Below are 23,844 nucleotides of genomic sequence, written 5' to 3' on the forward strand. Positions count from 1 at the left end.
TGGTTGATCTCACTTTAAAGACGACACAAATTTTTAAGTGTTGCAAAAAATTTAAAAAAAATTGATTTTATAAGATTTGCTTAAAATTCTGCGTTCTGTTCTATAAATTTAGGGAATTGAATTATCTTTATTTTTTAAAACTTGCTGAAACATTTTCAGCACAAATAAATTAGCTAAAAACTGCTTAAGTAATCTCACTATGCTAAAACGCATTCTTATTGTATTATCAATAATAGCTTTAGGTCTGTTATTGTATTCTGTTTTTGTTGAAAATATTTTCGCTTCAAGACTAAGTCCAAAGGATACCGCAAAAATTACGCTTAACGATTTAAAGTTAAAAGTGGAATATAACAGACCATCAAAACGCGAACGTGATATTTTTGGTGCCCTTGTTCCTTTTAATAAAGTTTGGAGAACTGGTGCTAACGAAGCTACTACATTTGAAACCAATGAAGATTTAATGATTGATGGCATGTTGCTTAAGAAAGGAAAGTACACACTTTGGACCGTACCAATGGAAAATTCTTGGAAGGTGATGTTTAACACCAAGCAATATGAATGGGGAGTTAACGAAAAAATGGAACCAATGTGGGACCCTAATTATGATGCTATTGAAATTGAAGTCCCTAAGCAAAGTATTGATGAAACTGTAGAAAAATTCACTATTGCTTTTGATAATAAAACTGGTAACTTAAAGCTTACCATGGCTTGGGATCAGACATTGATTGAAATTCCGATGCAGATCTATCCACACAAACACTAACAATGCTAAACTGTGGCTAAAAAGGGTGATACATATAAATCTGCTTTACACGAACAAGATGGTATAGAACCACCTGAAACTCTAAGTACTAATTCTGCAAATTTTATAAAAGCCAAACGCAAAAAGCAACCCTCTGTTAAAGATTTAGTAAAAGGAATTACTTCAGGAAATATTACTGATTTGAGTAGAGCTATTACTTTGGTAGAAAGTACTAACCAAACGCATACCCAAAAGGCTCACGATATTATTACTGCTTGTTTGCCTTATGCAAACCAATCTGTAAGAATTGGTATTACTGGAGTTCCTGGTGTTGGTAAGAGTACATTTATTGAAGCTTTTGGTAGTTATCTAACTAGCATTGGCAGAAAAGTGGCCGTACTTGCTGTTGACCCAAGTAGTAGCCTAAGTAAAGGCAGTATACTTGGTGATAAAACCAGAATGGAAGATTTGGTAAAAGACAAAAATGCTTTCATTAGGCCTTCACCTTCTGGAGATTCGCTTGGTGGTGTGGCCAGAAAAACTAGAGAGACCATTATTCTATGTGAAGCCGCTGGATTTGATACCATTATCATTGAAACTGTTGGTGTTGGACAAAGCGAAACTGCTGTGCACAGTATGGTAGATTTCTTTTTGTTATTAAAGCTTGCAGGTGCTGGTGATGAACTACAAGGCATAAAACGAGGTATTATAGAAATGGCTGATGCTATTGTTATTAATAAAGCTGATGGTGATAACCTAAAAGCTGCAAAATCTGCTAAAGTAGAATTTAATAGAGCCTTGCATTTGTATCCTGAAAAAGAGTCTGGCTGGTCACCAAAAGTATCACTTTGCAGCGCTCTAAAACAAGAAGGTATTTCTGAAGTTTGGGAATTAATACAAGAGTACTTGAAAACCACGTCTACCAATCATTATTTTGAACACAACAGAAATAATCAAAACAAATTCTGGTTGCTTCAAACCATAGAGGAACGCCTTAAATCTAACTTCTACAAATCTGAAATTATCAAAAAGGAGCTTCCTATTCAGATTAAACTCGTAGAAGAAGGAAAAACAACACCTTTTGCTGCTGCTGAGTATTTGCTCAATCTTTCAATTTAGTTCAATTCACCTTAAACCATCAAGGTTTTCTCCGTAATGTTAAAAAAGCATACTTTTGTGCCAGAAATTGTATCAATACATGAATTACAAATTAACCATCATAGTACCTGTTTATAATGAGGAGGATAATCTAGAACGTGTTGAAACTGAGCTTTCAAACTATTTAAAGATTGCTTCTGTACCAACATGTATATTATTTGTAAATGATGGTTCTAAAGACAAAAGTCAAGCTATGATTGAGGCTATTTGCAATCGTAATGAGGCTTTTGATTATGTACTTTTTAAAGAAAACAGAGGTTTAAGTGCTGCTATAAAAGCTGGCTTTTATTATGCTGATACTGAACTTGTTGGCTATATCGATTCAGACTTACAAACCTCTCCTGAGGATTTTAATCTATTACTAGATCATATTAATGACAACGAATTAGTAACTGGTGTGCGTGCCGACCGCAAAGATTCTTTTGTTAAGAATATGTCTTCCAAGATTGCCAATGGTATTAGACGTGCGTTTACCAAAGATGGCATGGATGATACAGGTTGTCCTCTTAAAATCATTAAGACAGACTATGCCAAGCGTATTCCAATGTTTAGAGGTTTACATCGTTTTTTACCTGCAATGATTATGCTACAAAATGGAAGAGTAACTCAAATACCTGTTCGTCATTTTCCAAGGATAGCGGGAACAGCAAAATTTGGACTTTGGAATCGTCTTCTTGGACCATTAATGGATTGCTTTGCCTATTTATGGATGAAGAAAAAGTACATTAATTACGATGTTGCTAAAACTAGTAAATAATTGTCAGTTTGAGCGCAGTCGAAAACATTTATACATTACATCATTACATTTCGACTGCGCTCAATGTGACAGAAACCATTAGTTATTTGATTTGAAAGACTGGATTATTTATAGCATAGGATTTTTTTCGCAGTTACTGTTCTCGTCTAGATTGCTCATACAATGGGTAACGTCCGAAAAACAACGTAAAGTTATAACACCAACAACGTTTTGGACACTCAGCTTAATTGCCTCATTCTTGTTATTTATTTACGGATACTTACGCTTAGATTTTGCCATTATGCTTGGCCAGAGTTTAACGTATTTTATCTACATCCGAAATTTACAGCTGCAAGGTCAATGGCAAAAGTTTCCAAAACTGGTTCAAATATTATTATTTATTGTTCCGGTTCTTATTGTAATTTTCTATTATAACAACAATAAGATTGATATTGAGCTTCTATTTAAAAACGAAGCCATACCAACATGGTTACTTATTTTAGGTATTGTAGCTCAAGTGATTTTTACGCTGCGTTTTGTGTATCAGTGGATTCATTCGGAAAAGCATAAAGAATCATCTTTACCAATGGGATTTTGGGTACTGAGTTTAATTGGAGCTTCTTTAATTTTAACTTATGCTATCATAAGACAAGATCCTGTCTTATTTGTTGGTCATCTCTTCGGATTGATCATTTATGTGAGAAACGCTTATCTTATTAGACAAAACAATGATTAAGCTCATAGAAAAATATCCTATTGTTAGCCTTTTACTCTTTGTGGTAATTATGCTTGGATTTACCATAGATGCAATTCCTGTGACCATAATGGAAGCTCGAAACTTTATTTCGGCAAGAGAAATGCTTACGGATAACAATTGGATATTAACCACAATGAATGGCGAAGCACGCTACCAAAAACCACCTTTACCAACTTGGATAACGGCTTTTTTTGGTATGCTCTTCGGTATAAAATCCATTCTTGCTTTACGTTGGCCAGCCCTTTTATTCATGGCTAGCATTGGTATTTCTACCTATCTGATTTCAAAACAATTAGAACTTACCAAATCACATAGCCTTATCAATGGTTTTATTGTATTGAGCTCATTCTATGTTATTGGTATTACCGTTGAAGCACCTTGGGATATCTACGCTCATGGTTTTATGCTTATGGCTTTATTCCAACTCTTCATTATGCTGAAGCATCAAAAAACAAACATTATCAATAGCCTTCTGTTTGTGTTGTTTATAGCTGGTTCTGTACTCTCTAAAGGTCCAGTATCTTTATATGTATTGTTTATATCTTTTGTGGTTGCTTATGGTATAGCATTTAAATTAAAAGGGAATATTTTACACTTTTTAAAACTCTTTAGCCTTTTAATTTTTGGAATTATCATTGGTGGCTGGTGGTATATGCATGTTCGTATTGCAGATCCTGAAACATTTGCAGCAATTGCATCAAGAGAAACATCCAATTGGAGCAGCTATAATGTAAGACCCTTTTATTATTACTGGAGCTTTTTTGTACAGAGTGGACTGTGGACCGTTCCTGCATTTATAAGTTTATTATATCCTTATTTAAAATCGCGCGTATGTAATCTCAAAGCCTATCGTTTTAGTTTTTTCTGGACGATTATTGCTGTGATTTTATTGTCCGTAATTCCTGAAAAAAAATCACGCTACCTTATGCCTGTTTTAATTCCTCTGGCTATTAATATTGGATTTTATATTGAGTATTTAATCAGAGAGTTTAAAAACCTAAAGGATAAACGCGAAACCTATCCTGTGTACTTTCACTTTGGACTGATAGGATTAATTGGCATTTTGTTTTGGATGTCTGAATTCTTTATAGGTTCTTTTATCTTTAGTGATTATGCCATTAGGTATATTGTAACTTCTATCGTACTTATTAGCATTGGTGTTTTCATCATTCAATATTTAAAGAAAAAAGATATTAAAACAGTTTTCTATTTATGCCTTGCCTTGATGCTTAGTATTGGATTTTTCGCTTTACCATTGGCACAACGTAATATTCAGAAGGATTACAAACCGGTTTCTGAATTAGTAAATTCTGGTGTGCCTTTGTACAGTTTAAGCCAAGTCTCTCCAGAAGCCATTTACAACTATGGTGATAAAATCCATTCCTTAAAAACCGAAGAAGGCATTATAATTCCAGAAGAGCCTGAATTTAATCTATTGGTTGGCAACGAAACTATTGAAGATAATGAGGTGCTTTCAGAAGTATATCACGTTATATTTATTACGACTTACGACTTAAATACCGCAGAAAAAGGTACTCGAGCGCACAGATCTCGATTAGTAAATAAACTCTATCGCTTGTCTAGAAAAGAGTAACTCTAATTATTAATATACCGTTTCAACAAATAGGTGTTCAGCTTGTAGAATCCAAAGCCAGCCAAAGCTCCAAAGGTCATGCCACATAAAATATCTATTGGAAAGTGTACACCAACATAGATACGACTGTAAGCCACAACTGATGCCCAAAATAGTAGTATAAAAATGAGATTTTTAAAGTAAGGCCTTAATACCAAACCACCAAAAACAGCTGCAGCCATAGAGTTTGACGCATGGCCAGAGAAAAAACTACGATTGCTACTGCATCGCTCTGCTATAAATCGAATACTATCCTTTATCTCATCGCAAGCACAAGGTCTAAAACGCAAAACGGTACGCTTTACAATATTTGTGGTTTGGTCTGTAAAAACAATCATCAAGGCAATAACCACAATGATTAACAATAAGGATTTCCAACCCAGTTTTCTATAGATTAAAAACAGTAGTAAAGCATATAGAGGCGCAAAAGTAAACTCGTGCGTAATGGCCAACCACATGCCATCCCAAGTAGGTGAACCAAGACCATTGAGGTATACAAAAAGTTCGGTATCTAAATCTAAAAGTTTGTCTAGCATTAATCTTCGTCGTAACGTGCCACTTCCCTATCGTAGAATTCTGTAGCTTCTCTAATATAGTTTTCGGCTTCGGTTTCGAGTTCTTTTTGGTCGTGTTGGTCAAATTCTTCAAACCACTCTACCTCATCATTTTCAAGATTGATTATAAATCTCGGAAACTCAGTATGAATAACGAATATAGCATCTGGATAATCTGTGTTATCTCCTAAGATGAATTTTGGTAACTCCATAAGTCAAAAGTTTGAAGTATTTAAAGTGCCTAAAGTTTTATTATTATGGCAAAAATAGGTAAAAGTTAAAAGTTGTAAGTACTTAAAGTGCCTAAAGTTTATTTGCAATGGAAGTGAAAATTGCCAACAATTCTTTAGCTTCTACTCTTAACTTCTTCAGTTTTGTTAACTCTAGCCAATTAAGTTCCTCTATAATTTCTAGCCAGTAATCAGTTTCGCTAGCTTCTGCCTAGCTTATCTTAATTTTATTCTTGAAATCTTTTGGACTTCTAGAGCGATTAGCTTCTCTATAATTTGCACCAACACTTGTTCCAGATTTTGTTAATTGATTTCTTAGAACTAAAGATTCTGTTGTACTAGGCATACTAGATGATAGATTAATAATGTCTATAGCAAACCTAACTGTTCGTTTCTCTAGTTGCTGCGCAAACTCTTTATTAGTCATTATTTAAAGTTAAAAATTATAAGTATTTAAAGTACCCTAAAGTTATGAAAACCCTAAACTTTAAGTACTCTAGGCACTTATAATTCTAAGTACTTTTTTGAATCAACTTCTTCGTCAAAAAGTGAAAACGAATAAAGAGCAATAAAGCCGCAGCACTTAAGCCTGCCAATAAGCCTAGCCAAATACCTAAACTACCATAAGCGTCTTCTTTGCCTAAATAGTAACTTATCGGAAAACCAATCACCCAATACGAAATAAAGGTAATGATGGTCGGAATCTTAACATCTTGCAAACCACGCAATGCTCCAAGCGCAATAACTTGCAAACTATCACTAATTTGAAATACTGCCGAAGCCAATAATAAAGTCGCTGCGATTTTAACCACTTCAGCTGTGTCCATGGCATTGGCAGGATCATCTAAATCCACATACAACTCTGGTAACGCTTTATGAAATACCACAAACAGAAACGCAAAAATGACAGCGAAAATAAACCCAACAAAAAAGATAGATTCTGCAATACGCTTTAGGTTTTTATAATCCTTTAACCCTTTTTGATTACCAACACGGACCATAGCCGCAACACTCAGTCCCATAGCCACCATAAAAGTCATGGATGATAGGTTAAGTGCAATCTGATTGGCAGCCTGTGCATTTTTACCCAACAGTCCACTCAGCCAAATCGCAGCAGTAAAAATAGCCACCTCAAAAAACATCTGCATCGCACTTGGCAACCCTAAATTGGTGAGCTTTTTTAGAGGTTGTTTACTGAGTTTAAAGAATTTTATATTGGTCACATATGCTCTAGATCGATGACGTTTTGCCAACAGCCACCATAAGAAGAACAACATGGCAAAGCGTGACACCAAAGTGCCAACGGCAGCACCTACAATACCCATTTGTGGAAACCCAAATTTCCCAAAAATAAGCACATAGTTAATGGCTACGTTTAGAATATTAGCCACCAACGTGGCATACATTGGGTATTTGGTTAAAGACATGCCATCGCTAAACTGCTTAAATGCCTGAAACACAATAAGCGGCACCAAAGAAAAAGCCACCAAATCTAAATATGGAATAGCGAGCTCTACAACTTCTTCTGGCTGATCCATAACATACATTAATGGTTTGGCAACCAGCTCCATTAAAAAGAGTAAAACACCCAAAACTGTACATAAGAAAAACCCATGCTTAAAAGCCGATTTCCCTTTAACGAAGTTTTGCTCTGTATCTGCCTCTGCTACCAAAGGTGTAATAGCTGTAGAAAACCCAATACCCAAAGACATGGCAATAAAAATAAAGCTATTGCCCAAAGACACAGCCGCCAACTCTGCTGAGCCCAATTGCCCAACCATCACATTATCTATAAAGCTCACAAAAGTATGCCCAAGCATGCCTAACATTACTGGTGAAGCCAGTTTTAGGTTGTATTGAAATTCTTTTGTGTAGTTGCTTAAAACCATGCCGCGAAGGTAGTGGTTTTGGGTTTAGGTTTAAGGTTTATTTATGATAGTATTATAGTATATTTATTATGTGTTTTAATAAAGACCTACTTATTCTACGAATATATTTTATTAATTTATAACGTATGAAGCTGATGAACCCGTAACTATTTTTTTTAGAGCAAAAGGTTCATCATTCTTTGAAACATGAATCTCAATAGTTGGTGTTCCTCCTTGGTAATCACCAATCTCTACTTTGCATAAAAATCCCTTATTTAAAGGTCCATAAGTTTGCGTCCAACCACTTGTCTGATAACCACTATTACTATATAAACCGCTTGGTGTAGAAGCTGTCCAATTACTGAAACGACCATATGGCCCAGGAGCATCAATTATATATTTTACATAGTAATTGTCATTACTTGAATTGTTATTACTACCTGAATCATCACTACTACATGAGAAACAGATTAAAAGCACTAACGATAAAAGTGCTAGTAGTCTAAATATATTACGTTTAACAATATGCATTTTCATCTTATTATGTTAATTTATTTCTATAAATCAAAAGCTTATTAATGTTTACAAATCTAGTTCTGGACTATGTAGAGCAACATTCTTAGTTATTGATTTAGGAACCATACCCAAAACTAAAAATCCACGAGAACTTTCAGAAGTTGGTGAGAACAAGCAATTAATTATAGCCATTGTTAGTGATTGTTAATGATTATTTTTCTAACAAAAACTTTATTATTTAAACTTGTTAATTTGATAAAATATATCCCGTTAGATAATTCAGATATATCTAACTTCTCAATATTAATATTTAATTCGGATTCTTTGATTAAACTACCTGTTAATGAGTAAATCTGAATTTTTGAAATGTCTAGAGATGATGAGTTGAAAAATAAGAAGTTGGTGGCCGGATTAGGATAAATACGAAAATCTGTATTAGAATATTCATTTCCATTAGACAAAACATTATTTAAATCTACTTTTGCTATCAAAATGTCACTATCATTATTACCGCTATTATTATTAACAGGTGACCCAAAAATATGTATTGGATTACATTCAAATGAAGCCGATAAATATAGGTTTGTTGATTCTAGTAGAATTTTATTTGGATTGTCTATAGATTCTGGGTATTCATTTATATTCTCACCTGGAAAATTCGCTATAAATTCAGAGCTAAAATCATTTTTATTAACTGTCATTAGGAATAAATTCTCATCCCATATAAATTCATTAAACTGGCTAATTAGGTGAGTAGACTCAAAAGTTCCGTTATCAAAATCCATTGAACCATGTATGCTAGAAAGTATTATCAAGTCATCACCATATTCTGCAATTCCAGCTTTATTGATTGTAACAGTATTAACCGTGCCACCTACTTGCCAAACATCATTAACTGTACAATTTGGATAATGACGATACTTTATAAAATTACCACTATTATCAAATTCTAATAAATTTGCACCAGCACCTATAGCATCACTTCTTCCATAACATGGTGATGTAGGAATATTATAATCAATATGAATTACTTCTTGTAAATTATATCCCCATAAATAGAGTTTATTTGATAATTCTGAGTAATAGAGATTTGCAGGGTATATGAGCTGTGACCCATTTTCTTCTTTGCTAATTTCTTTTTCCCATTCTAGTTGAAGATTGCTATTATATTTAGTAATATGAGTATATCTGGTACCACAACTATGAAAATCAGAGCCACCAGTAAAATATATATTTGAACTCGAATCTATAGTAGCAGATACAATATAATCATGATGTTCTGTTCCAAAACTAATAGCATCTATAAAATCTCCCGTTGAGTCAAATTTAGCCATGTAGTAATCAATACTATCTCTCCAAATAAATGAAAAACAGTCAAAATATTGTTGGGCGTTTAATGTAATTTGGTCATTTATCGTTACAGGTGCTAAGAAATTCCCAAGCACAAAAATTTCACCATTATTATACAATAAATTTATGTCCGTGATACTTACAAGATTTGAAATTTTTTCACACCAAATTATATCTCCGTTTGGATTAAGTTTTAACAATGAAACACCATTATGAATTGTAACTCCATTTACAATTGTTGTTGGCTCATCAAAATCTAAGAGTGAATAAATATTATCATTCTCATCTACTACACTATCCAAGAAGACGTGATCTCCATAATCTGTATACCCTCCTCCAATTGGTATATTGTCAAATGAGTCAAATTGCCAAAGTAAATTTCCATCAGAATCATACTTATGTAGTCCGCTACTTTGTAGACTAGTTGTCGTTGTTAATAAGACACCATCTGAAGTTTTGTCTAAATCAATTGGTAAATCTCCGACATGGCCACCAATATTATAGCCCCAATCCATTGATTGAGAATTTATGTTCTGTATTGAAAATAATATCAGTATTAAAATTGTTATAGTTTTTTTCATAATAATCACTAACGTTAAGATAAAGTTCCGTTCCAATGAACTATATTAATCGATACTGAAAACAAGTTCAGCACAAGTAAGCTAAATTCGGATATTTAAACCAACAAGTCAATACGTAACGTTACGTATTTTTAGAGTTGAGCTACCTGCTTTTTCGCCTCCTCAAACTCAGTCACTATGTCGTTTACGATTTCTGCAACAGGTTTAATGTCGTGGATAAGACCTGCGATTTGGCCAATCTCTAGTTCTCCATCATCTAAATCGCCTTCAAACATACCACGTTTGGCTCTGGCACGTCCTAAAAGTTCTTTAAGCTGCTCTGGTGTTGGTGCCGTTTTATAAAACTCTTGTAGGTCGTTAAAAAACTTGTTTTTTACCAATCTTACAGGTGCGAGTTCTTTTAAGGTCAGTTGTGTATCACCTTCTTTAGCATCCACCACAACTTGTTTAAAACCTTGGTGTGCTGAGGACTCTTCACTCGCCACAAAACGGCTACCAACCTGTACGCCATCGGCTCCCAAAACCATACAGGCTAACATAGCTTTTCCGGTGGCAATACCACCTGCAGCAATCAATGGAATATCTAAGTGTTCTTTTACCATTGGGATTAAAGTGAGTGTCGTGGTTTCGTCTCTTCCATTGTGTCCTCCTGCTTCAAAACCTTCAGCAACCACAGCATCGACTCCTGCGTCTTGAGCTTTGAGCGCAAACTTTACACTACTCACCACATGCACCACAGTAACGCCACGCTCTTGTAACCAGCTGGTCCATGTTTTGGGATTTCCGGCAGAGGTAAACACAATCTTTACTCCTTCTTCAACAATGATATCCATAATTTCTTCAATGTTTGGATATAGCATTGGCACATTCACGCCAAAAGGTTTGTCGGTTGCAGCTTTACATTTTTGGATATGCTCGCGCAACACATCTGGATACATAGAGCCTGCTCCTATTAAGCCTAAAATGCCTGAGTTACTTGCTGCTGAGGCGAGTCGCCAACCACTATTCCAGATCATGCCTGCTTGTACGATTGGGTATTGTATATTGAAAAGTTCTGTGATTCTGTTTGTCATGAATTTTAAAATTTATAGGGTAAAGTTATGCAAAAAGATGCTGAATCAAGTTCAGCATGACAATGATTTGTTTTGATAAAATTCGTCAATTCGAGTGAATTTCACGAATGGAAATGAGTGAAATTTATATCGAGAATAAGAATTTAACTACTATTAGTTTTCGATACATTTTTAATCTCATTACGATCGACTAAAAACACTCGAACTGACAAAGTGTTACAATATTTACTAGAGATTCCTGCTTTCGCAGGAATAGTATTAAGAAATTACACCAGAGCCTAACAACTCATCATTGTTGTACCAAGCCACAAATTGACCTTCAGTAATGGCAGATTGTTTGTTTTCGAATTCCACGTATAATCCTGAAGCGACTTTATGAAGTGTTGCCTTTTCTAAAGGTTGTCTGTAACGTATTCTTGCCATCACATCCATAGTTTCACATTCGTTTAGGGCTAAATCCTCACGAATCCAATGCAATTCGTCATTAGACACAAAAAGCACATTGCGTAACAAGCCAGGATGATTTTTACCTTGACCTGTGTAAATCACGTTTTCTTCAACATCAGTTTCTATAACAAACAATGGTTCTTTGGTACCACCAACTGCTAAGCCTTTTCGCTGCCCTTTGGTAAAATAATGTGCACCTTGATGCTTGCCAACAACTTTTCCATCAGATAAAGCATACTCTGGCTTTTTGGCTAAATATGCCAATTCACCTTCTTTTGAAGTAAACTCTGGTTGCTCTTGATTATAAACATCAAGAGAGTCTTCTACTTCAACAATAACACCTTCTTTTGGCTTTAGTTGTTGTTGTAAAAAGTCTGGAAGTCTTACTTTACCAATAAAACATAAGCCTTGTGAGTCTTTCTTCTCAGCAGTTATTAAATCTTGAGCCTTAGCAATCTCTCTAACCTCAGGCTTGGTTAATTCACCAATTGGGAATAACGCTTTTGCCAATTGATCTTGCGACAACTGACACAAAAAGTAAGATTGGTCTTTGTTGTTATCTTTTCCGGCTAAAAGCTGATGAATTTCTTTTCCGTCTTTTTCGATTGTAGATTTACGGCAGTAGTGACCTGTAGCCACATAATCTGCACCTAAATCCATGGCAATGTCCATAAAAACATCGAACTTAATTTCTCGATTACACAACACATCAGGATTTGGTGTACGTCCTTTTTCGTATTCGTTAAACATGTAGTCTACAATACGCTCTTTGTATTGCACACTCAAATCTACCGTTTGAAACGGAATACCTAATTTGTCGGCTACCAACATAGCATCGTTGCTGTCTTCTAACCAAGGACATTCATCTGAAATGGTCACAGAATCATCGTGCCAGTTTTTCATAAATAAGCCAATAACCTCATAGCCTTGCTCTTTTAAAAGATAAGCCGCAACGCTTGAATCTACACCTCCTGAAAGTCCTACTATTACTCTTTTCATACTAATTGACCTGATTTCTTTTTTACTCTTTTTTCTCGATACATTCCTTCCTTACGGTTGTAACACTCGAAATGACAAGTAATGCTTTAGTCCGAAAAACTTCGGCAAAATTACAAATAAAAATAGCAATCTAAAGTAGACAGCTATTCCTTAAAACAATGTTATTTATAGTTGAAATCAATTAGTATTTTTTGATGACCTTGTTGTTAGTATGGTCTATTTCTTTTTTGAGCTTTCCAGATTCGTAATAAAACCAAATACCAGACTTTTTATCGCCAGTGTAATTGCCTTCTGAAGTTTTATTACCATCGGAATCGTAGTTAATGGTCTTACCATTTAATTCACCATTTTTATAAACAGATTGGCGAAGAAGCATTTTATTTTCTGAAAACCATTTAGATTCTCCTTCTAATTTTCCATCCTTATAATTTGTTTGTTCGGCTACTAGTCCATTTTTATAGTAGACTGTCCTAATACCTTCTAGCTTGCCTTCATCATTATAATGTTCTAAAATCATTTTTGCCGAAGAATCTTTATGATAAAACACCCATTGCCCAATGTAGCGCTTACCGTTCATTTTGCCTTCGCTTATGACTTTCCCCTTAGAAGTAAAGAATTTTACATCAGATAAACTATCCTTTAAATTAAAGACTTTGGTGGCACTTAATACACTTTTGCCTTTAGAGAGTGTGTAGTATTTAAAAGTATCTACCTCTTTACCATGAACAAAATGACCTTCGTAACGTTTTTGATCGGTCTTATGGTAGTTCTTTGTCCATATACCGTGACGTTTCCCATCCTTATCGAATTGATTTACTGGCTTTTGAGCAAAAGCGATTGTTAAAATTATTGTAAAAAAAAGTGTGAAATAAACTTTTTGTTTAATCATTTTATATTTTTGTTAAACAAACTAACCAAGTTTGTGTAATGTTGAACAATTTTAAAAACTCAAAAAAATGAAAATTATTTCAAAAACTTTCAAATTACTGACAGTATTTCTATTGGTTTTAGGTTTAACTGGATGTAGTGACGACGATGACAACAATGGTGGTGGCGTACAATCAACAACTGTTGTTGATGTAGCACTAGCAAATGGCTTAACTTCTCTAGCAGCTGCCCTTGAAGCAACCGACTTAGTAACAACCTTACAAGGTACAGGACCATTTACCGTTTTTGCCCCAGACAATGATGCTTTTGCAACACTTTTGGCAAACACTGGTTTAGATTTAAACAATCTTTCTACAGCTGAAGAAGATTTAGTAAGAAACATTTTGTTAAATCACGTGATTATAGGGCAAAATCTATCTTCAACTGATTTAGTAAATGCTGGTTCAGGCTACACTAATGTAGCAGCTACAGGACCAAATAACGAAAACTTAAGTTTATATTTTAATACGACAAATGGTGTAGTAATTAATGGACAATCTACTGTAGACATGCCAGACCTAACCGCAACAAACGGTACAGTACACGTTGTTAATACGGTTATAGATTTACCAACTATTGCAACATTTGCGACATCTAATCCTGCATTATCAGTTTTAGTTGATGCCCTTGCCTATGCAGATACAGGCTCACCTACAGTACCATATATAAATACCGTTTCTGATGCCGCTGCCGGACCATTTACTGTATTTGCACCAACAAATGATGCATTTACCGATCCTACAAATGGAGTTTTAGCTGAATTAGGTTTATCAGGATTTGGTGAAGGTACAGGTGAATTAAACGCAGCAACCACTGATACTGTTTTACTTTATCATATAGTTGGCGCAAATGTTCAATCTAACCAATTATCTACAGGAACAGTAACAACTTTAGGCGGAGACATTACGGCTGATACTAGTAATTTTACATTGACAGATGCTAACAACCGTGTAAGTAACATAGTAACATCTCTAGTAGATATACAAGCAATGAACGGTGTAGTACATGTAATAGACAAAGTTATACTGTTCCCATTACCTTAATAAGATAAGAGTCGAGGCTGATTACCTCATTTTTATATTGATTGATTTAGTTAGTAGAAAAGCCCAGACAACAGTCTGGGTTTTTTTATATTAAATAATGAAGTGTTAGGCAAAAACAATAATCTATTAACAATGAATTAGAGCTTCATATTTATTGAAAATAAAAAAGCCTTGGTTAATTAAACCAAGGCTTTTAATATGTTATATGTAATCTTATTTTTTGCGTCTTTGCTGTGCTTGTTTTTGTTGCTCAGCTTGCTCCATCATTTCTTTCATTTTACGTTGGAAACGATTTTCTTTCTTAGGCTTACTCTTGCTTACTTCTATTTTAGCCAATACCTTATCTTCATCAATAATGTAGTTTTTAATTACCAACATAATACCGATACTAATTAGGTTAGAAATAAAGTAATACAAACTTAAACCAGACGCATAGTTATTAAAGAAGATTAACATTAATAAAGGTGAAAAGTAAATCATATACTTCATCATCTTACTCATATCTGGCATACCTTCTTGTGGTGGTGCTTGCATTGCTGTCTGCTGACCTGTTGTCATCTTCATATAAAAGAAAATAGCAATAGCTGCTAATATTGGGAATAAAGCTACGTGATCACCATAAAATGGAATACTTACACCTGGAGGAAAATCATAAATAGAATCATAAGAACTTAAATCGTCTGCCCAAAGGAAGCTTTTCTGTCTTAAATCGAAAGCTGTTGGGAAGAACATAAACAATGCATAGAACACAGGAATTTGCATTAAACCAGGCAAACAACCACTAAGCGGACTAGCACCAGCCTTACTCTGTAATGCCATAGTTTCTTGTTGTGCCTTCAGCTTATTGTCTTTGTATTTTTCTCTAATAGCGTCTAACTCTGGCTTTAATATTTTCATCTTTGCCTGAGATAAGAACTGCTTATACTGCACAAAAGACAGCATAAGTTTTACTAAAACGGTCATTACAATAATAGCAATACCATAAGGTAAGATACTACTTAACCAACCAAATAACGGTATAAATAGTGCTTTGTTGATCCAACCAAAAATTCCCCAACCAAAAGGAATACTTTCCTGTAAATTTTTGTCATATGCTTTTAAAACCTTAGCATCTGTAGGACCATAGTATAAACCTAGATTTTTATTTACCTCACCACCATTATAGGCTAATGGTATTTTTGAAGTGTATAGTTTAGTAAATAAGGTATCTACTTCTTCGTCTTCAACTAAATTTTCAGAGGTGAGCTCTGCTTTTGAAAACGGGTTATCTTTAGCTACCAATATAGAACTAAAGAAGTGTTGTCTGTACGATAACCACTCTACATCCTCAACCGTTTCGTCATCATTACCCATTTGAGATAACTTTTCTACACGATTCTCATCGTGCATGTAAGTTAATCTTGTATAACGATTTTCGTAGCTAATACTCTTAGCATGTCTAATTCCTTTTTGTTTCCAATCTAAAGTAATTGGTTGCGACGTGTTAAACTCTCCACTCAAACCTTGTGATTTGATTGAAAAGTCAATCATGTAATCATCTGGTTTTAACTCGTATCTATACTCTAAATATTCTGTTTCAGAAAACTTAAGCTTCATAGATACAATAGTATTTTCTCCACTATTGCTTACACTTGGCTCAAATGGGTAATCTTTTGTATTACGTGTACGATTATCTGACGTACCAAATGTAATATTGAAAGCACTATTTTGGTCTTTCACCATATATATTGGCAGTGAGTCGAAGGTTACAAACTTTTTAAGTTTTACTTCTGCCAAATGCCCTCCCATTCTGCTAAACTTTAACTGAAATACATCGGTTTCTACAGTTGTAAAGTCTTCACCAGGTATTGTTAAGGCATAAGCTAAAGATCCTTCTTTACTTTGAAGTGATGCTAATTGTGTAGAATCTAAATCTTTTGTATTGCTATAATCTGATGCAGTTGTAACAACAGCTTCATTTTGTTTACTGTTCTTCTTCTCTGCTTCTACTTGCTCTTGCTCTGCTTTTTTCTGAGCTTCAATCTCTTCTTCTGTTGGTGCATTCTGATACATCATATACACCAAAATCCCAAAAATGAGAACAAAACCAATGATTGAGTTAATATCGAGTTTCTTTTCTTCCATAATTTAGTTCGTACGCTACGATTGAATGATTACTGTTTTGGCTATCCCAAAAAGTTATCCAAAATCCATTTTACGCCAAAGTGGCACATTATTTTTTCTTCTTGTATTTTAAAGCTGCTTTTACAAATTCCACAAACAAAGGATGTGGATTGGCAACTGTACTTTTATATTCCGGATGGTATTGTACACCAACAAACCAATTGTGCTCTGGTATTTCAATGATTTCTACAAGACCAGTATCTGGATTTAATCCTGTTGCTTTCATTCCTGCAGCTTCAATCTGTTCTTTATAATCGTCATTAAATTCAAAACGATGTCTGTGACGTTCTTTTATACTTGTTTTACCATAAACTTTATGTGCTATGCTTCCTTCTACAATATCACAATCCCAAGCACCTAAACGCATTGTGCCACCTTTATTAACAACATCTTTTTGAGATTCCATTAAGCTGATAACAGGATGTGGTGTATGCTCATCCATTTCTAAAGAGTTAGCATTGTTTAGATTAAGAACGTTTCTGGCATATTCTATAACTGCCATTTGCATTCCTAAACAAATCCCTAGAAATGGAATATTGTTTTCTCTTACAAATCTAACTGCATCTATTTTTCCTTCTATTCCACGTTCTCCAAAACCAGGTGCTACTAAAACACCATCTAAATGACCAAGCTTGAAATCTATATTATCTTCATTCAAAAATTCAGAATGAATTGGCTCTACATTTACCTTTACTTCGTTCTCTGCTCCTGCATGAATAAAAGCTTCTAAGATTGATTTATAGGAATCTTGAAGTTCTACATATTTACCAATTAAACCAATAGTGACTTCACTTTTTGGATTTTTATGACGCTTTAAAAACTCGTTCCACTGGTCTAGATTTGGTTTGTCACTTTTAAGATCTAGTTTTTGCAAAACAACCTTATCTAAACCTTCGTCTAGCATTAAATTAGGTACATCATAAATGGTTGAAGCATCAATAGACTGAATTACAGCTTCTTTTTTCACATTACAAAAACGTGCTAATTTTTCTTTTAGGCCTTCTTGTAATTCGTGCTCTGTTCTACATACTAAAATATCAGCATGCACTCCACTTTCCATTAAAGTCTTTACACTGTGCTGTGTTGGTTTTGTTTTTAATTCTCCAGCAGCCGATAAGTAAGGAATTAATGTTAGATGAATTACTAAAGCATTATGCTCACCTAATTCCCATTGTAACTGACGTACAGCTTCAATGTAAGGTAATGACTCAATATCACCTACTGTACCGCCAATTTCAGTAATTACAATATCGTAATCACCTGAATTACCAAGAATTTGGATTCTATCCTTAATCTCATCTGTAATATGAGGAATTACCTGAACCGTTTTTCCTAAGAACTCACCGCGACGCTCTTTATCAATAACACTCTGGTAAATTCTACCAGTCGTAACGTTATTAGCTTGTGATGTTGGTACATTTAAAAAACGCTCATAATGCCCTAAATCTAAATCAGTTTCTGCACCATCATCCGTTACGTAGCACTCTCCATGTTCATACGGATTTAATGTGCCAGGATCTATATTAATGTACGGATCTAATTTTTGGATGGTAGTTCTGTAACCTTGGGCTTGTAATAATTTGGCGAGAGATGCAGCGATAATGCCCTTTCCTAGTGAGGAAGACACTCCGCCTGTTACAAAAATATACTTAGGGTTTGTGGTCATGTTGCGTTGTTAAACGCAGGCAAATTTACAATAAAAATTCGCTTAAGTGCAATTATAAAGTTGCAATCTTAAAATAAGTTTTACGCATTTATAAACACCTTCTATGGTATAAATCTGCCATTACTTGCATTTTCACGATTTTATTTTAAAAACTAAAGTAAATATGAGACATTTGGTTAGCGTCGTTAATTTTTAAAGATTCAAAATTCCCTAACCAACAGAACTAAAAATGACACCAAATAAACGCATTCTAAACATCCTATTTGGATTTCTTCTAATAGCTTCTGCACAGGCTTTTATTGAAATTATCTTAGTGACTTACATGCATTATGGCCTTAATAATGATTTTAGGGAAATACATTTTAAGTACTACTCGCTTATTGTTGGTATTGTTCTTGCATTTTCCTTGGCAGTTTTAACTGTTGAATTATTTGTAAAGAAAAACAGGTCTAAAGATTTAAGTTTACCAAAACATTCCAAACTTTGGTTTGTGGTTTTCATGATTGTATTGATTTTTCTTCCTGTGGTCAACCGCGTTTCAAACCAAAAATTCATGAACATGTACAATGACTATGAATTAACAAGATATCTCAGCAATAGAAATGTGAATGAAATTTTTGAAAACGTAGATTTAAGCGTCTTTGTTTCTAAATGGGTTTTAATTGTAGTACTTTTTATTTCTGCAGCTTATTATTACAAAAAAGCGATAAAATAATTATTTTTTATAATCGCGTTTAATGGTATATATCAATTCTTCAAGACCATTGATTTTAATATCGTGCATTTGAATCATCATTCTACCCAATTTTCCTTCAGGAAATCCTTTTTGCTTAAACCATGTATAATAATACTCAGGGATATCAACCAAATATTCACCTTTGTATTTTCCGAAAGGCATTTTATAGTGTGCTAGCTCAATTAATGCTTCTTTACTTCCTTCCAATAGTATTATGACTTATATTTTTCTAGTTTTTTAAGCTCTTCTTTAATGTAATTTTCCCAGTAATTTTGAGCATCAACATTTATGGAGTGGTTGGTTTGCTGGTCGTATGTTTTTTGAGTTTTATCTAATGCTTCATTAATAGCCACATGAATTTGATTCATTTGAATCTTTATATTTTGATTAACGACTAAACGCTCTAGCTGTTCTCTAAACTTTCGTACATATAACTCTGTAATATCAAAGTGCAATTGCTCGTGCGCAAGAATATAATCGTCTGCCTTTTCTGAGAGATACCAAGACTTATTTGGATAAAAATGTGCTTCTACAGACGCTGAATAATCAATAATACGTTTTCCTGTTGTTTTTACTGAGTATCCAAAAGTAATTCCTGAAGCTGTTAAAGCAACTGCATCTGAATTTGGATTTGGACTGCCTTTAAAATCTTCCCAGGTCAATTTGCGAGTATCGTTCCATGTTATGGTTTCTTCATTAGAAGATCCAACGAACAAAAACAAAATTGAAATTATAAGATGTTTAATTTGCATTTAATTTCCAGTTAAACGTGATATCCTTTTCGATATCTGGATGTAAACTGTAATGCACAGGACAAGTATTTGCTGTATACTCTAATATTTTTTTAGTCTTAGAATCTGCTTTAAACGGAAAATTAAGTACAACTTCTATTTTAGAAATTCGTCTCGGATTACTAGCCATGGTTTTAGTAACCTCAGCTGTTGTTCCGGACATATCAACATCCATGTCTCTGGCTTTAATTCCCATAACCGTTAGCATACAACTTGCTAATCCTGTAGCAACAGTATCTGTAGGAGAAAACGCTTCTCCTTTGCCATTATTGTCTGTAGGTGCATCTGTTATGTAACTGTTACCAGATTTTATATGCTCGCTTTCTGTCCTAAGATTACCTAAATAAGTTACTTTTGAGGTCATAATTAGTTGGCTTCAACAATTCTTAAGTTGTCATATTTTACAATATACACGGCCTCATTAACATAACCACCAAATAATGATTTATTATACCTAAACTTGTTCTCTATGTATTCAGTTTCAATAACTTCATTTGAAGCTTCGTATAAATTGTCTTCTGTTGCCAAACGTAATAATATATCTAATGTAATATCAAATCCTCTTGCTGCGTACTTACTTGGTGACACACCAAATTCCTTTTTATAAGCTTTTACAAAGCCATTTGACTTATACTCATCAAACTCTTTATGAACAGAAGGATAATGGAATTTTAGATTAGACAAATTATTATTATCAACGTCCTTACCTTCAAATGCCTTATTGATATCTAGTGTAACTAAAACTATCTCAGTTTTATCAACAATCAGTGCATTAAGCATACTTATAACACTAGATGCAAGTGCATCATTGTTAGTCTCTAAAAATACTATGGTTTTACCCGGTTGAAAAACATTTTCTAACTGAACTGGATATATAAAGTATGCATCCTTTCCTGTCTTCTTACTTTTTTGTGAATAGATCTGAACAGCATTTGGAAACTGCTTCTTCAACATTTCGCTTTCTGCTTTGTGAGATTGATCTGCAATTACAACTACTTTAGTTTTTAAACTATCAGCCTTTACAAAGTCTATCATTGCTTTCTGCAATAATTTATCCTCTGGAATAGTTTGAAAAACGTTGGCATAAACTTCTTTAGGCTTATTTAATGCTGCTATAACAGGAACTCTATCTCCTTTTAAACCATTTGCAACCCTATCGAAAGCTTGTTCTTGCATAGGCCCAATAACTGCATCATATTCCGAAAAGTCGTTGTCCTCTAATATTTTTCTAGCCGTTGATGCTTGATAGCGTGTATCAAATACTTTTAAATCTGTAGAAATTCCTAATTGTTTAGCAGAATCTAATGCCATCCTTACACCAACATGAAAATCTAAAACGATTGGTAAAAGCTTATCCTTCTTAATCATATCCTTTGCTTCTTCAACAGAATCCACATCAATTCTATTAAGTCGGTAAGGTAGCATTAAAGCTAATTTCTTAACCTTAAAGTTTTTAATTTTAGATTCTAGCTTAGTGGTTTCAACATCTGATAAACCCGTAGTAGTTTCTGCAGTTGCAGGAATTTTTAAAACCATACCAGCTTTTAAACCACTCTCTTTTAGCTCAGGATTTAGGTCTTCTAATTCTTCTTGCGTTAGTCCAGTTTTTATTTTTAACCTGTAAAATCCTTCTTTAGGCAATACTTCATAGTAATTGTATTCAGACTCAATAGGTTTCTCGTCCTCGTCTTCAATATTTGGCACGTTGAGCTCATCGCCTGGTTGAAGAATAGGCTTCATGTCAGGATTTAAAGCTTCAAGTTCTTCAACGGTAATTCCAAATTTATATGCAATTCTCCACTTCCCTTCTTTTGGCTGTACTTTATACTTTTTAACCGTATTCTTAAGACTAACTTTTGAAATAAAAGTCTTGTATCTAGGGATTCTAATTTTATCACCTTTCTTAAGGTTTTCGGAATACAAAAAACGATTAGCCTTTTTTATTTCATCTTCTGAAACACCATATTTTTTAGATAAGCCGTAGAGTGTCTCTTTACGCTTTACTTTATGGTTTTTATAGCCTATTAACTCTTTTGATTCTTCATTAAAAGGTTCATTTTTAATTTTTGAATTTGGAATAATTAAAACCGTATTAGGTTGAAATTTGGTTTTAGCATCTGGGTTTAACGCAAAAATATCAAAAGGTGTTACCAAATACTTTTTTGCAATACTCTCAATGGTTTCCCCTTCTTTTATCTTATGTTCAATATAGCTTTGAGCATTAAGATTTAGACCTAAGATGATTACTATAACGGCTAATAATTTCTTCATGTATTTTGATTTAGCTTATCCTGATTTTTAGAAACAAAATCAACGCTGTCGTCACTATTTTATTCCCATTCTATCGTTGCAGGTGGCTTAGAACTGATATCGTATACAACTCTGTTAACACCTTTTACTTTATTTATAATTTCATTTGAGGTCTTTTGCAAAAACTCATATGGTAAATTTACCCAATCTGCTGTCATTCCGTCTGTACTCTCTACAGCTCTTAATGCCACACATTTTTCATAAGTACGCTCATCTCCCATTACACCAACACTATTAACTGGTAATAACATTGCTCCTGCTTGCCATACCTTATCGTACAAATTCCAGGAACGCAGATTATTAATAAAAATAGCATCTACCTCTTGTAATATACGAACTTTCTCACGAGTTAGATCTCCAAGAATCCTAATTGCCAAACCTGGACCAGGAAATGGATGACGTCCTAATAAGTGTGAATCCATATTCATAGAAGCACCAACGCGTCTTACCTCATCTTTAAACAATGCTTTTAAAGGCTCAACAACCTTTAATTTCATAAAGTCTGGCAAACCACCAACATTATGATGACTTTTTATGGTTGCACTTGGTCCACCTGTTGCAGAAACACTTTCTATAACATCTGGATAAATCGTTCCTTGTGCCAGCCATTTTACATCTTGTATAAGATGCGCTTCATCATCAAAAACCTCAATGAACACACGACCTATTGTTTTTCTCTTTTCTTCTGGGTCGCTCTTACCAGCTAAGGCATCCAAAAAGCGTGCCGAAGCATCTACACCTTTAACGTTTAATCCCATACCTTCGTATTGATGAAGTACATCTTCGAATTCATTTTTACGAAGTAAACCGTTGTTTACAAATATGCAATACAGATTTTCACCTATAGCTTTGTGCAATAACATAGCAGCTACTGAAGAATCTACACCACCTGACAAACCTAAAACTACTTTATCGTTACCAAGTTTTTCTTTAAGTTCTTCAACAGTCTCTTCTACAAATGCATTTGGTGTCCAATCTTGATTGACCTTAGCAATTTTTACTAAGAAATTTTGAAGTAATTGATGTCCATCTGTTGAATGGTACACTTCTGGATGAAACTGAATAGCATACGTATCCTCACCTTCAATTTTGTATGCAGCATTTTCCACATCTTCAGTACTTGCCAGTAAAACTCCACCTTCTGGCAGTTTTTTAATGGTATCACTATGGCTCATCCACACTTGGCTACCTTCATGAATATTTTCGAAAAAATCTTCATTACTTTTTATAAAAGCCAGATTTGCTCTTCCATATTCTCTGGTGTTAGATTCCGCGACTTCACCTCCTGAAAAATGTGCCAAATACTGCGCACCATAGCACACAGCTAACATTGGCTTTTTACCTCTAATGTTTGAAAGGTCTGGATGAAGTACATCTTCTCCTCTAACTGAATTTGGACTTCCTGATAAAATTACGGCCTTAAAACTATCTGAATCTGAAGGAATTTTATTGAACGGATGAATCTCACAATAGATATTCAACTCTCTAACTCGGCGCGCAATAAGCTGCGTGTACTGCGATCCGAAATCTAAAATAAGGACTTTGTTGTGTTGCATGTGCAAAA

At 34.2% G+C, this 23,844-nt stretch carries 23 protein-coding genes and 1 pseudogene; 7 read left to right on the top strand and 17 right to left on the bottom strand.

Going from position 1 to position 23,844, the window contains the following annotated elements; translation table 11 throughout:
• The first annotated feature begins 199 nt into the window (after nt 1-199).
• From ACXAFS_RS13320 to ACXAFS_RS13340, 5 genes are all read left to right on the top strand, one after another.
• Nucleotides 200-763 carry a DUF2911 domain-containing protein gene (locus ACXAFS_RS13320; protein WP_475307546.1) on the top strand — a complete coding sequence of 188 codons (564 nt, stop codon included), beginning with the start codon at nt 200-202 and terminating at the stop codon, nt 761-763.
• Nucleotides 764-775: 12 nt separating this feature from the next.
• The gene (gene meaB, locus ACXAFS_RS13325; RefSeq protein WP_475307547.1) at nt 776-1,861 is read left to right on the top strand and encodes a methylmalonyl Co-A mutase-associated GTPase MeaB; all 1,086 of its coding nucleotides are present in this window, start codon (nt 776-778) and stop codon (nt 1,859-1,861) included.
• 79 nt (nt 1,862-1,940) lie between these two features.
• The gene (locus ACXAFS_RS13330) at nt 1,941-2,657 is read left to right on the top strand and encodes a glycosyltransferase family 2 protein (RefSeq protein WP_475307549.1); all 717 of its coding nucleotides are present in this window, start codon (nt 1,941-1,943) and stop codon (nt 2,655-2,657) included.
• A gap of 91 nt (nt 2,658-2,748) precedes the next feature.
• A complete protein-coding gene (locus tag ACXAFS_RS13335) occupies nt 2,749-3,372 on the top strand; it encodes a lipid-A-disaccharide synthase N-terminal domain-containing protein (RefSeq protein ID WP_475307550.1) in 624 nt (207 codons plus the stop codon).
• The gene (locus ACXAFS_RS13340) at nt 3,365-4,987 is read left to right on the top strand and encodes an ArnT family glycosyltransferase (protein ID WP_475307551.1); all 1,623 of its coding nucleotides are present in this window, start codon (nt 3,365-3,367) and stop codon (nt 4,985-4,987) included. Before ACXAFS_RS13335 ends, ACXAFS_RS13340 begins: the two co-directional genes overlap by 8 nt.
• A gap of 2 nt (nt 4,988-4,989) precedes the next feature.
• Here ACXAFS_RS13340 and ACXAFS_RS13345 read toward each other — a convergent pair whose 3' ends face one another.
• The 10 genes and pseudogenes from ACXAFS_RS13345 to ACXAFS_RS13390 form a co-directional block, all read right to left on the bottom strand.
• Nucleotides 4,990-5,562 (bottom strand): phosphatase PAP2 family protein, encoded by a 573-nt coding sequence (locus ACXAFS_RS13345; protein WP_475307553.1) that lies wholly within the window; start codon nt 5,560-5,562, stop codon nt 4,990-4,992.
• Nucleotides 5,562-5,792 carry a hypothetical protein gene (locus ACXAFS_RS13350; RefSeq protein WP_243472493.1) on the bottom strand — a complete coding sequence of 77 codons (231 nt, stop codon included), beginning with the start codon at nt 5,790-5,792 and terminating at the stop codon, nt 5,562-5,564. The genes ACXAFS_RS13345 and ACXAFS_RS13350 overlap by 1 nt, the downstream gene beginning before the upstream one ends.
• A 91-nt stretch (nt 5,793-5,883) precedes the next feature.
• Nucleotides 5,884-6,237, bottom strand: a pseudogene (locus ACXAFS_RS13355) (four helix bundle protein).
• A gap of 85 nt (nt 6,238-6,322) precedes the next feature.
• Nucleotides 6,323-7,699 (bottom strand): MATE family efflux transporter, encoded by a 1,377-nt coding sequence (locus tag ACXAFS_RS13360; RefSeq protein WP_475307554.1) that lies wholly within the window; start codon nt 7,697-7,699, stop codon nt 6,323-6,325.
• A 111-nt stretch (nt 7,700-7,810) separates the two neighbouring features.
• A complete protein-coding gene (locus ACXAFS_RS13365; protein WP_475307555.1) occupies nt 7,811-8,215 on the bottom strand; it encodes a hypothetical protein in 405 nt (134 codons plus the stop codon).
• Between the two features lie 45 nt (nt 8,216-8,260).
• Complete coding sequence (locus ACXAFS_RS13370; protein ID WP_475307557.1) at nt 8,261-8,386, bottom strand: hypothetical protein; 126 nt, start codon at nt 8,384-8,386, stop codon at nt 8,261-8,263.
• A 2-nt stretch (nt 8,387-8,388) separates the two neighbouring features.
• A complete protein-coding gene (locus ACXAFS_RS13375; RefSeq protein WP_475307558.1) occupies nt 8,389-10,059 on the bottom strand; it encodes a T9SS type A sorting domain-containing protein in 1,671 nt (556 codons plus the stop codon).
• A gap of 197 nt (nt 10,060-10,256) precedes the next feature.
• Nucleotides 10,257-11,198 (bottom strand): NAD(P)H-dependent flavin oxidoreductase, encoded by a 942-nt coding sequence (locus ACXAFS_RS13380; protein ID WP_475307559.1) that lies wholly within the window; start codon nt 11,196-11,198, stop codon nt 10,257-10,259.
• A 258-nt stretch (nt 11,199-11,456) separates the two neighbouring features.
• Nucleotides 11,457-12,644 carry a tRNA 2-thiouridine(34) synthase MnmA gene (mnmA, locus tag ACXAFS_RS13385; RefSeq protein WP_475307561.1) on the bottom strand — a complete coding sequence of 396 codons (1,188 nt, stop codon included), beginning with the start codon at nt 12,642-12,644 and terminating at the stop codon, nt 11,457-11,459.
• Nucleotides 12,645-12,825: 181 nt separating this feature from the next.
• Entirely contained in the window at nt 12,826-13,533 is a 708-nt protein-coding gene (locus ACXAFS_RS13390) for a toxin-antitoxin system YwqK family antitoxin (RefSeq protein ID WP_475307562.1), read from the bottom strand.
• 67 nt (nt 13,534-13,600) lie between these two features.
• Here ACXAFS_RS13390 and ACXAFS_RS13395 point away from each other — a divergent pair, with 67 nt between their 5' ends.
• Complete coding sequence (locus tag ACXAFS_RS13395) at nt 13,601-14,614, top strand: fasciclin domain-containing protein (protein ID WP_475307563.1); 1,014 nt, start codon at nt 13,601-13,603, stop codon at nt 14,612-14,614.
• Nucleotides 14,615-14,827: 213 nt separating this feature from the next.
• Here ACXAFS_RS13395 and yidC read toward each other — a convergent pair whose 3' ends face one another.
• The gene (gene yidC / locus ACXAFS_RS13400; RefSeq protein ID WP_475307564.1) at nt 14,828-16,738 is read right to left on the bottom strand and encodes a membrane protein insertase YidC; all 1,911 of its coding nucleotides are present in this window, start codon (nt 16,736-16,738) and stop codon (nt 14,828-14,830) included.
• Between the two features lie 88 nt (nt 16,739-16,826).
• A complete protein-coding gene (locus ACXAFS_RS13405) occupies nt 16,827-18,443 on the bottom strand; it encodes a CTP synthase (protein WP_475307566.1) in 1,617 nt (538 codons plus the stop codon).
• A 229-nt stretch (nt 18,444-18,672) separates the two neighbouring features.
• On the opposite strand from ACXAFS_RS13405, the gene ACXAFS_RS13410 reads away from it, so the two are divergent.
• A complete protein-coding gene (locus ACXAFS_RS13410; RefSeq protein ID WP_475307567.1) occupies nt 18,673-19,158 on the top strand; it encodes a hypothetical protein in 486 nt (161 codons plus the stop codon).
• On the opposite strand, the gene ACXAFS_RS13415 is transcribed toward ACXAFS_RS13410, so the two are convergent.
• From ACXAFS_RS13415 to guaA, 5 genes are read right to left on the bottom strand one after another with little or no spacing between them, the layout of a single operon-like run.
• Nucleotides 19,159-19,386, bottom strand: a complete 228-nt coding sequence (locus tag ACXAFS_RS13415; protein ID WP_475307568.1) for a DUF3820 family protein — start codon at nt 19,384-19,386, stop codon at nt 19,159-19,161. It abuts the gene before it with no gap.
• A gap of 5 nt (nt 19,387-19,391) precedes the next feature.
• Nucleotides 19,392-19,931 (bottom strand): DUF922 domain-containing protein, encoded by a 540-nt coding sequence (locus ACXAFS_RS13420; RefSeq protein WP_475307569.1) that lies wholly within the window; start codon nt 19,929-19,931, stop codon nt 19,392-19,394.
• Nucleotides 19,921-20,334 (bottom strand): OsmC family protein, encoded by a 414-nt coding sequence (locus ACXAFS_RS13425; protein WP_475307571.1) that lies wholly within the window; start codon nt 20,332-20,334, stop codon nt 19,921-19,923. Before ACXAFS_RS13425 ends, ACXAFS_RS13420 begins: the two co-directional genes overlap by 11 nt.
• 2 nt (nt 20,335-20,336) lie before the next feature.
• Nucleotides 20,337-22,241, bottom strand: a complete 1,905-nt coding sequence (locus ACXAFS_RS13430) for a LysM peptidoglycan-binding domain-containing protein (protein ID WP_475307572.1) — start codon at nt 22,239-22,241, stop codon at nt 20,337-20,339.
• A 59-nt stretch (nt 22,242-22,300) separates the two neighbouring features.
• Nucleotides 22,301-23,836, bottom strand: coding sequence for a glutamine-hydrolyzing GMP synthase (gene guaA, locus ACXAFS_RS13435; RefSeq protein ID WP_475307573.1), 1,536 nt, complete (start codon nt 23,834-23,836; stop codon nt 22,301-22,303).
• Nucleotides 23,837-23,844: the final 8 nt, after the last annotated feature.

This window comes from Winogradskyella sp. ABM4_392, from assembly GCF_056160445.1.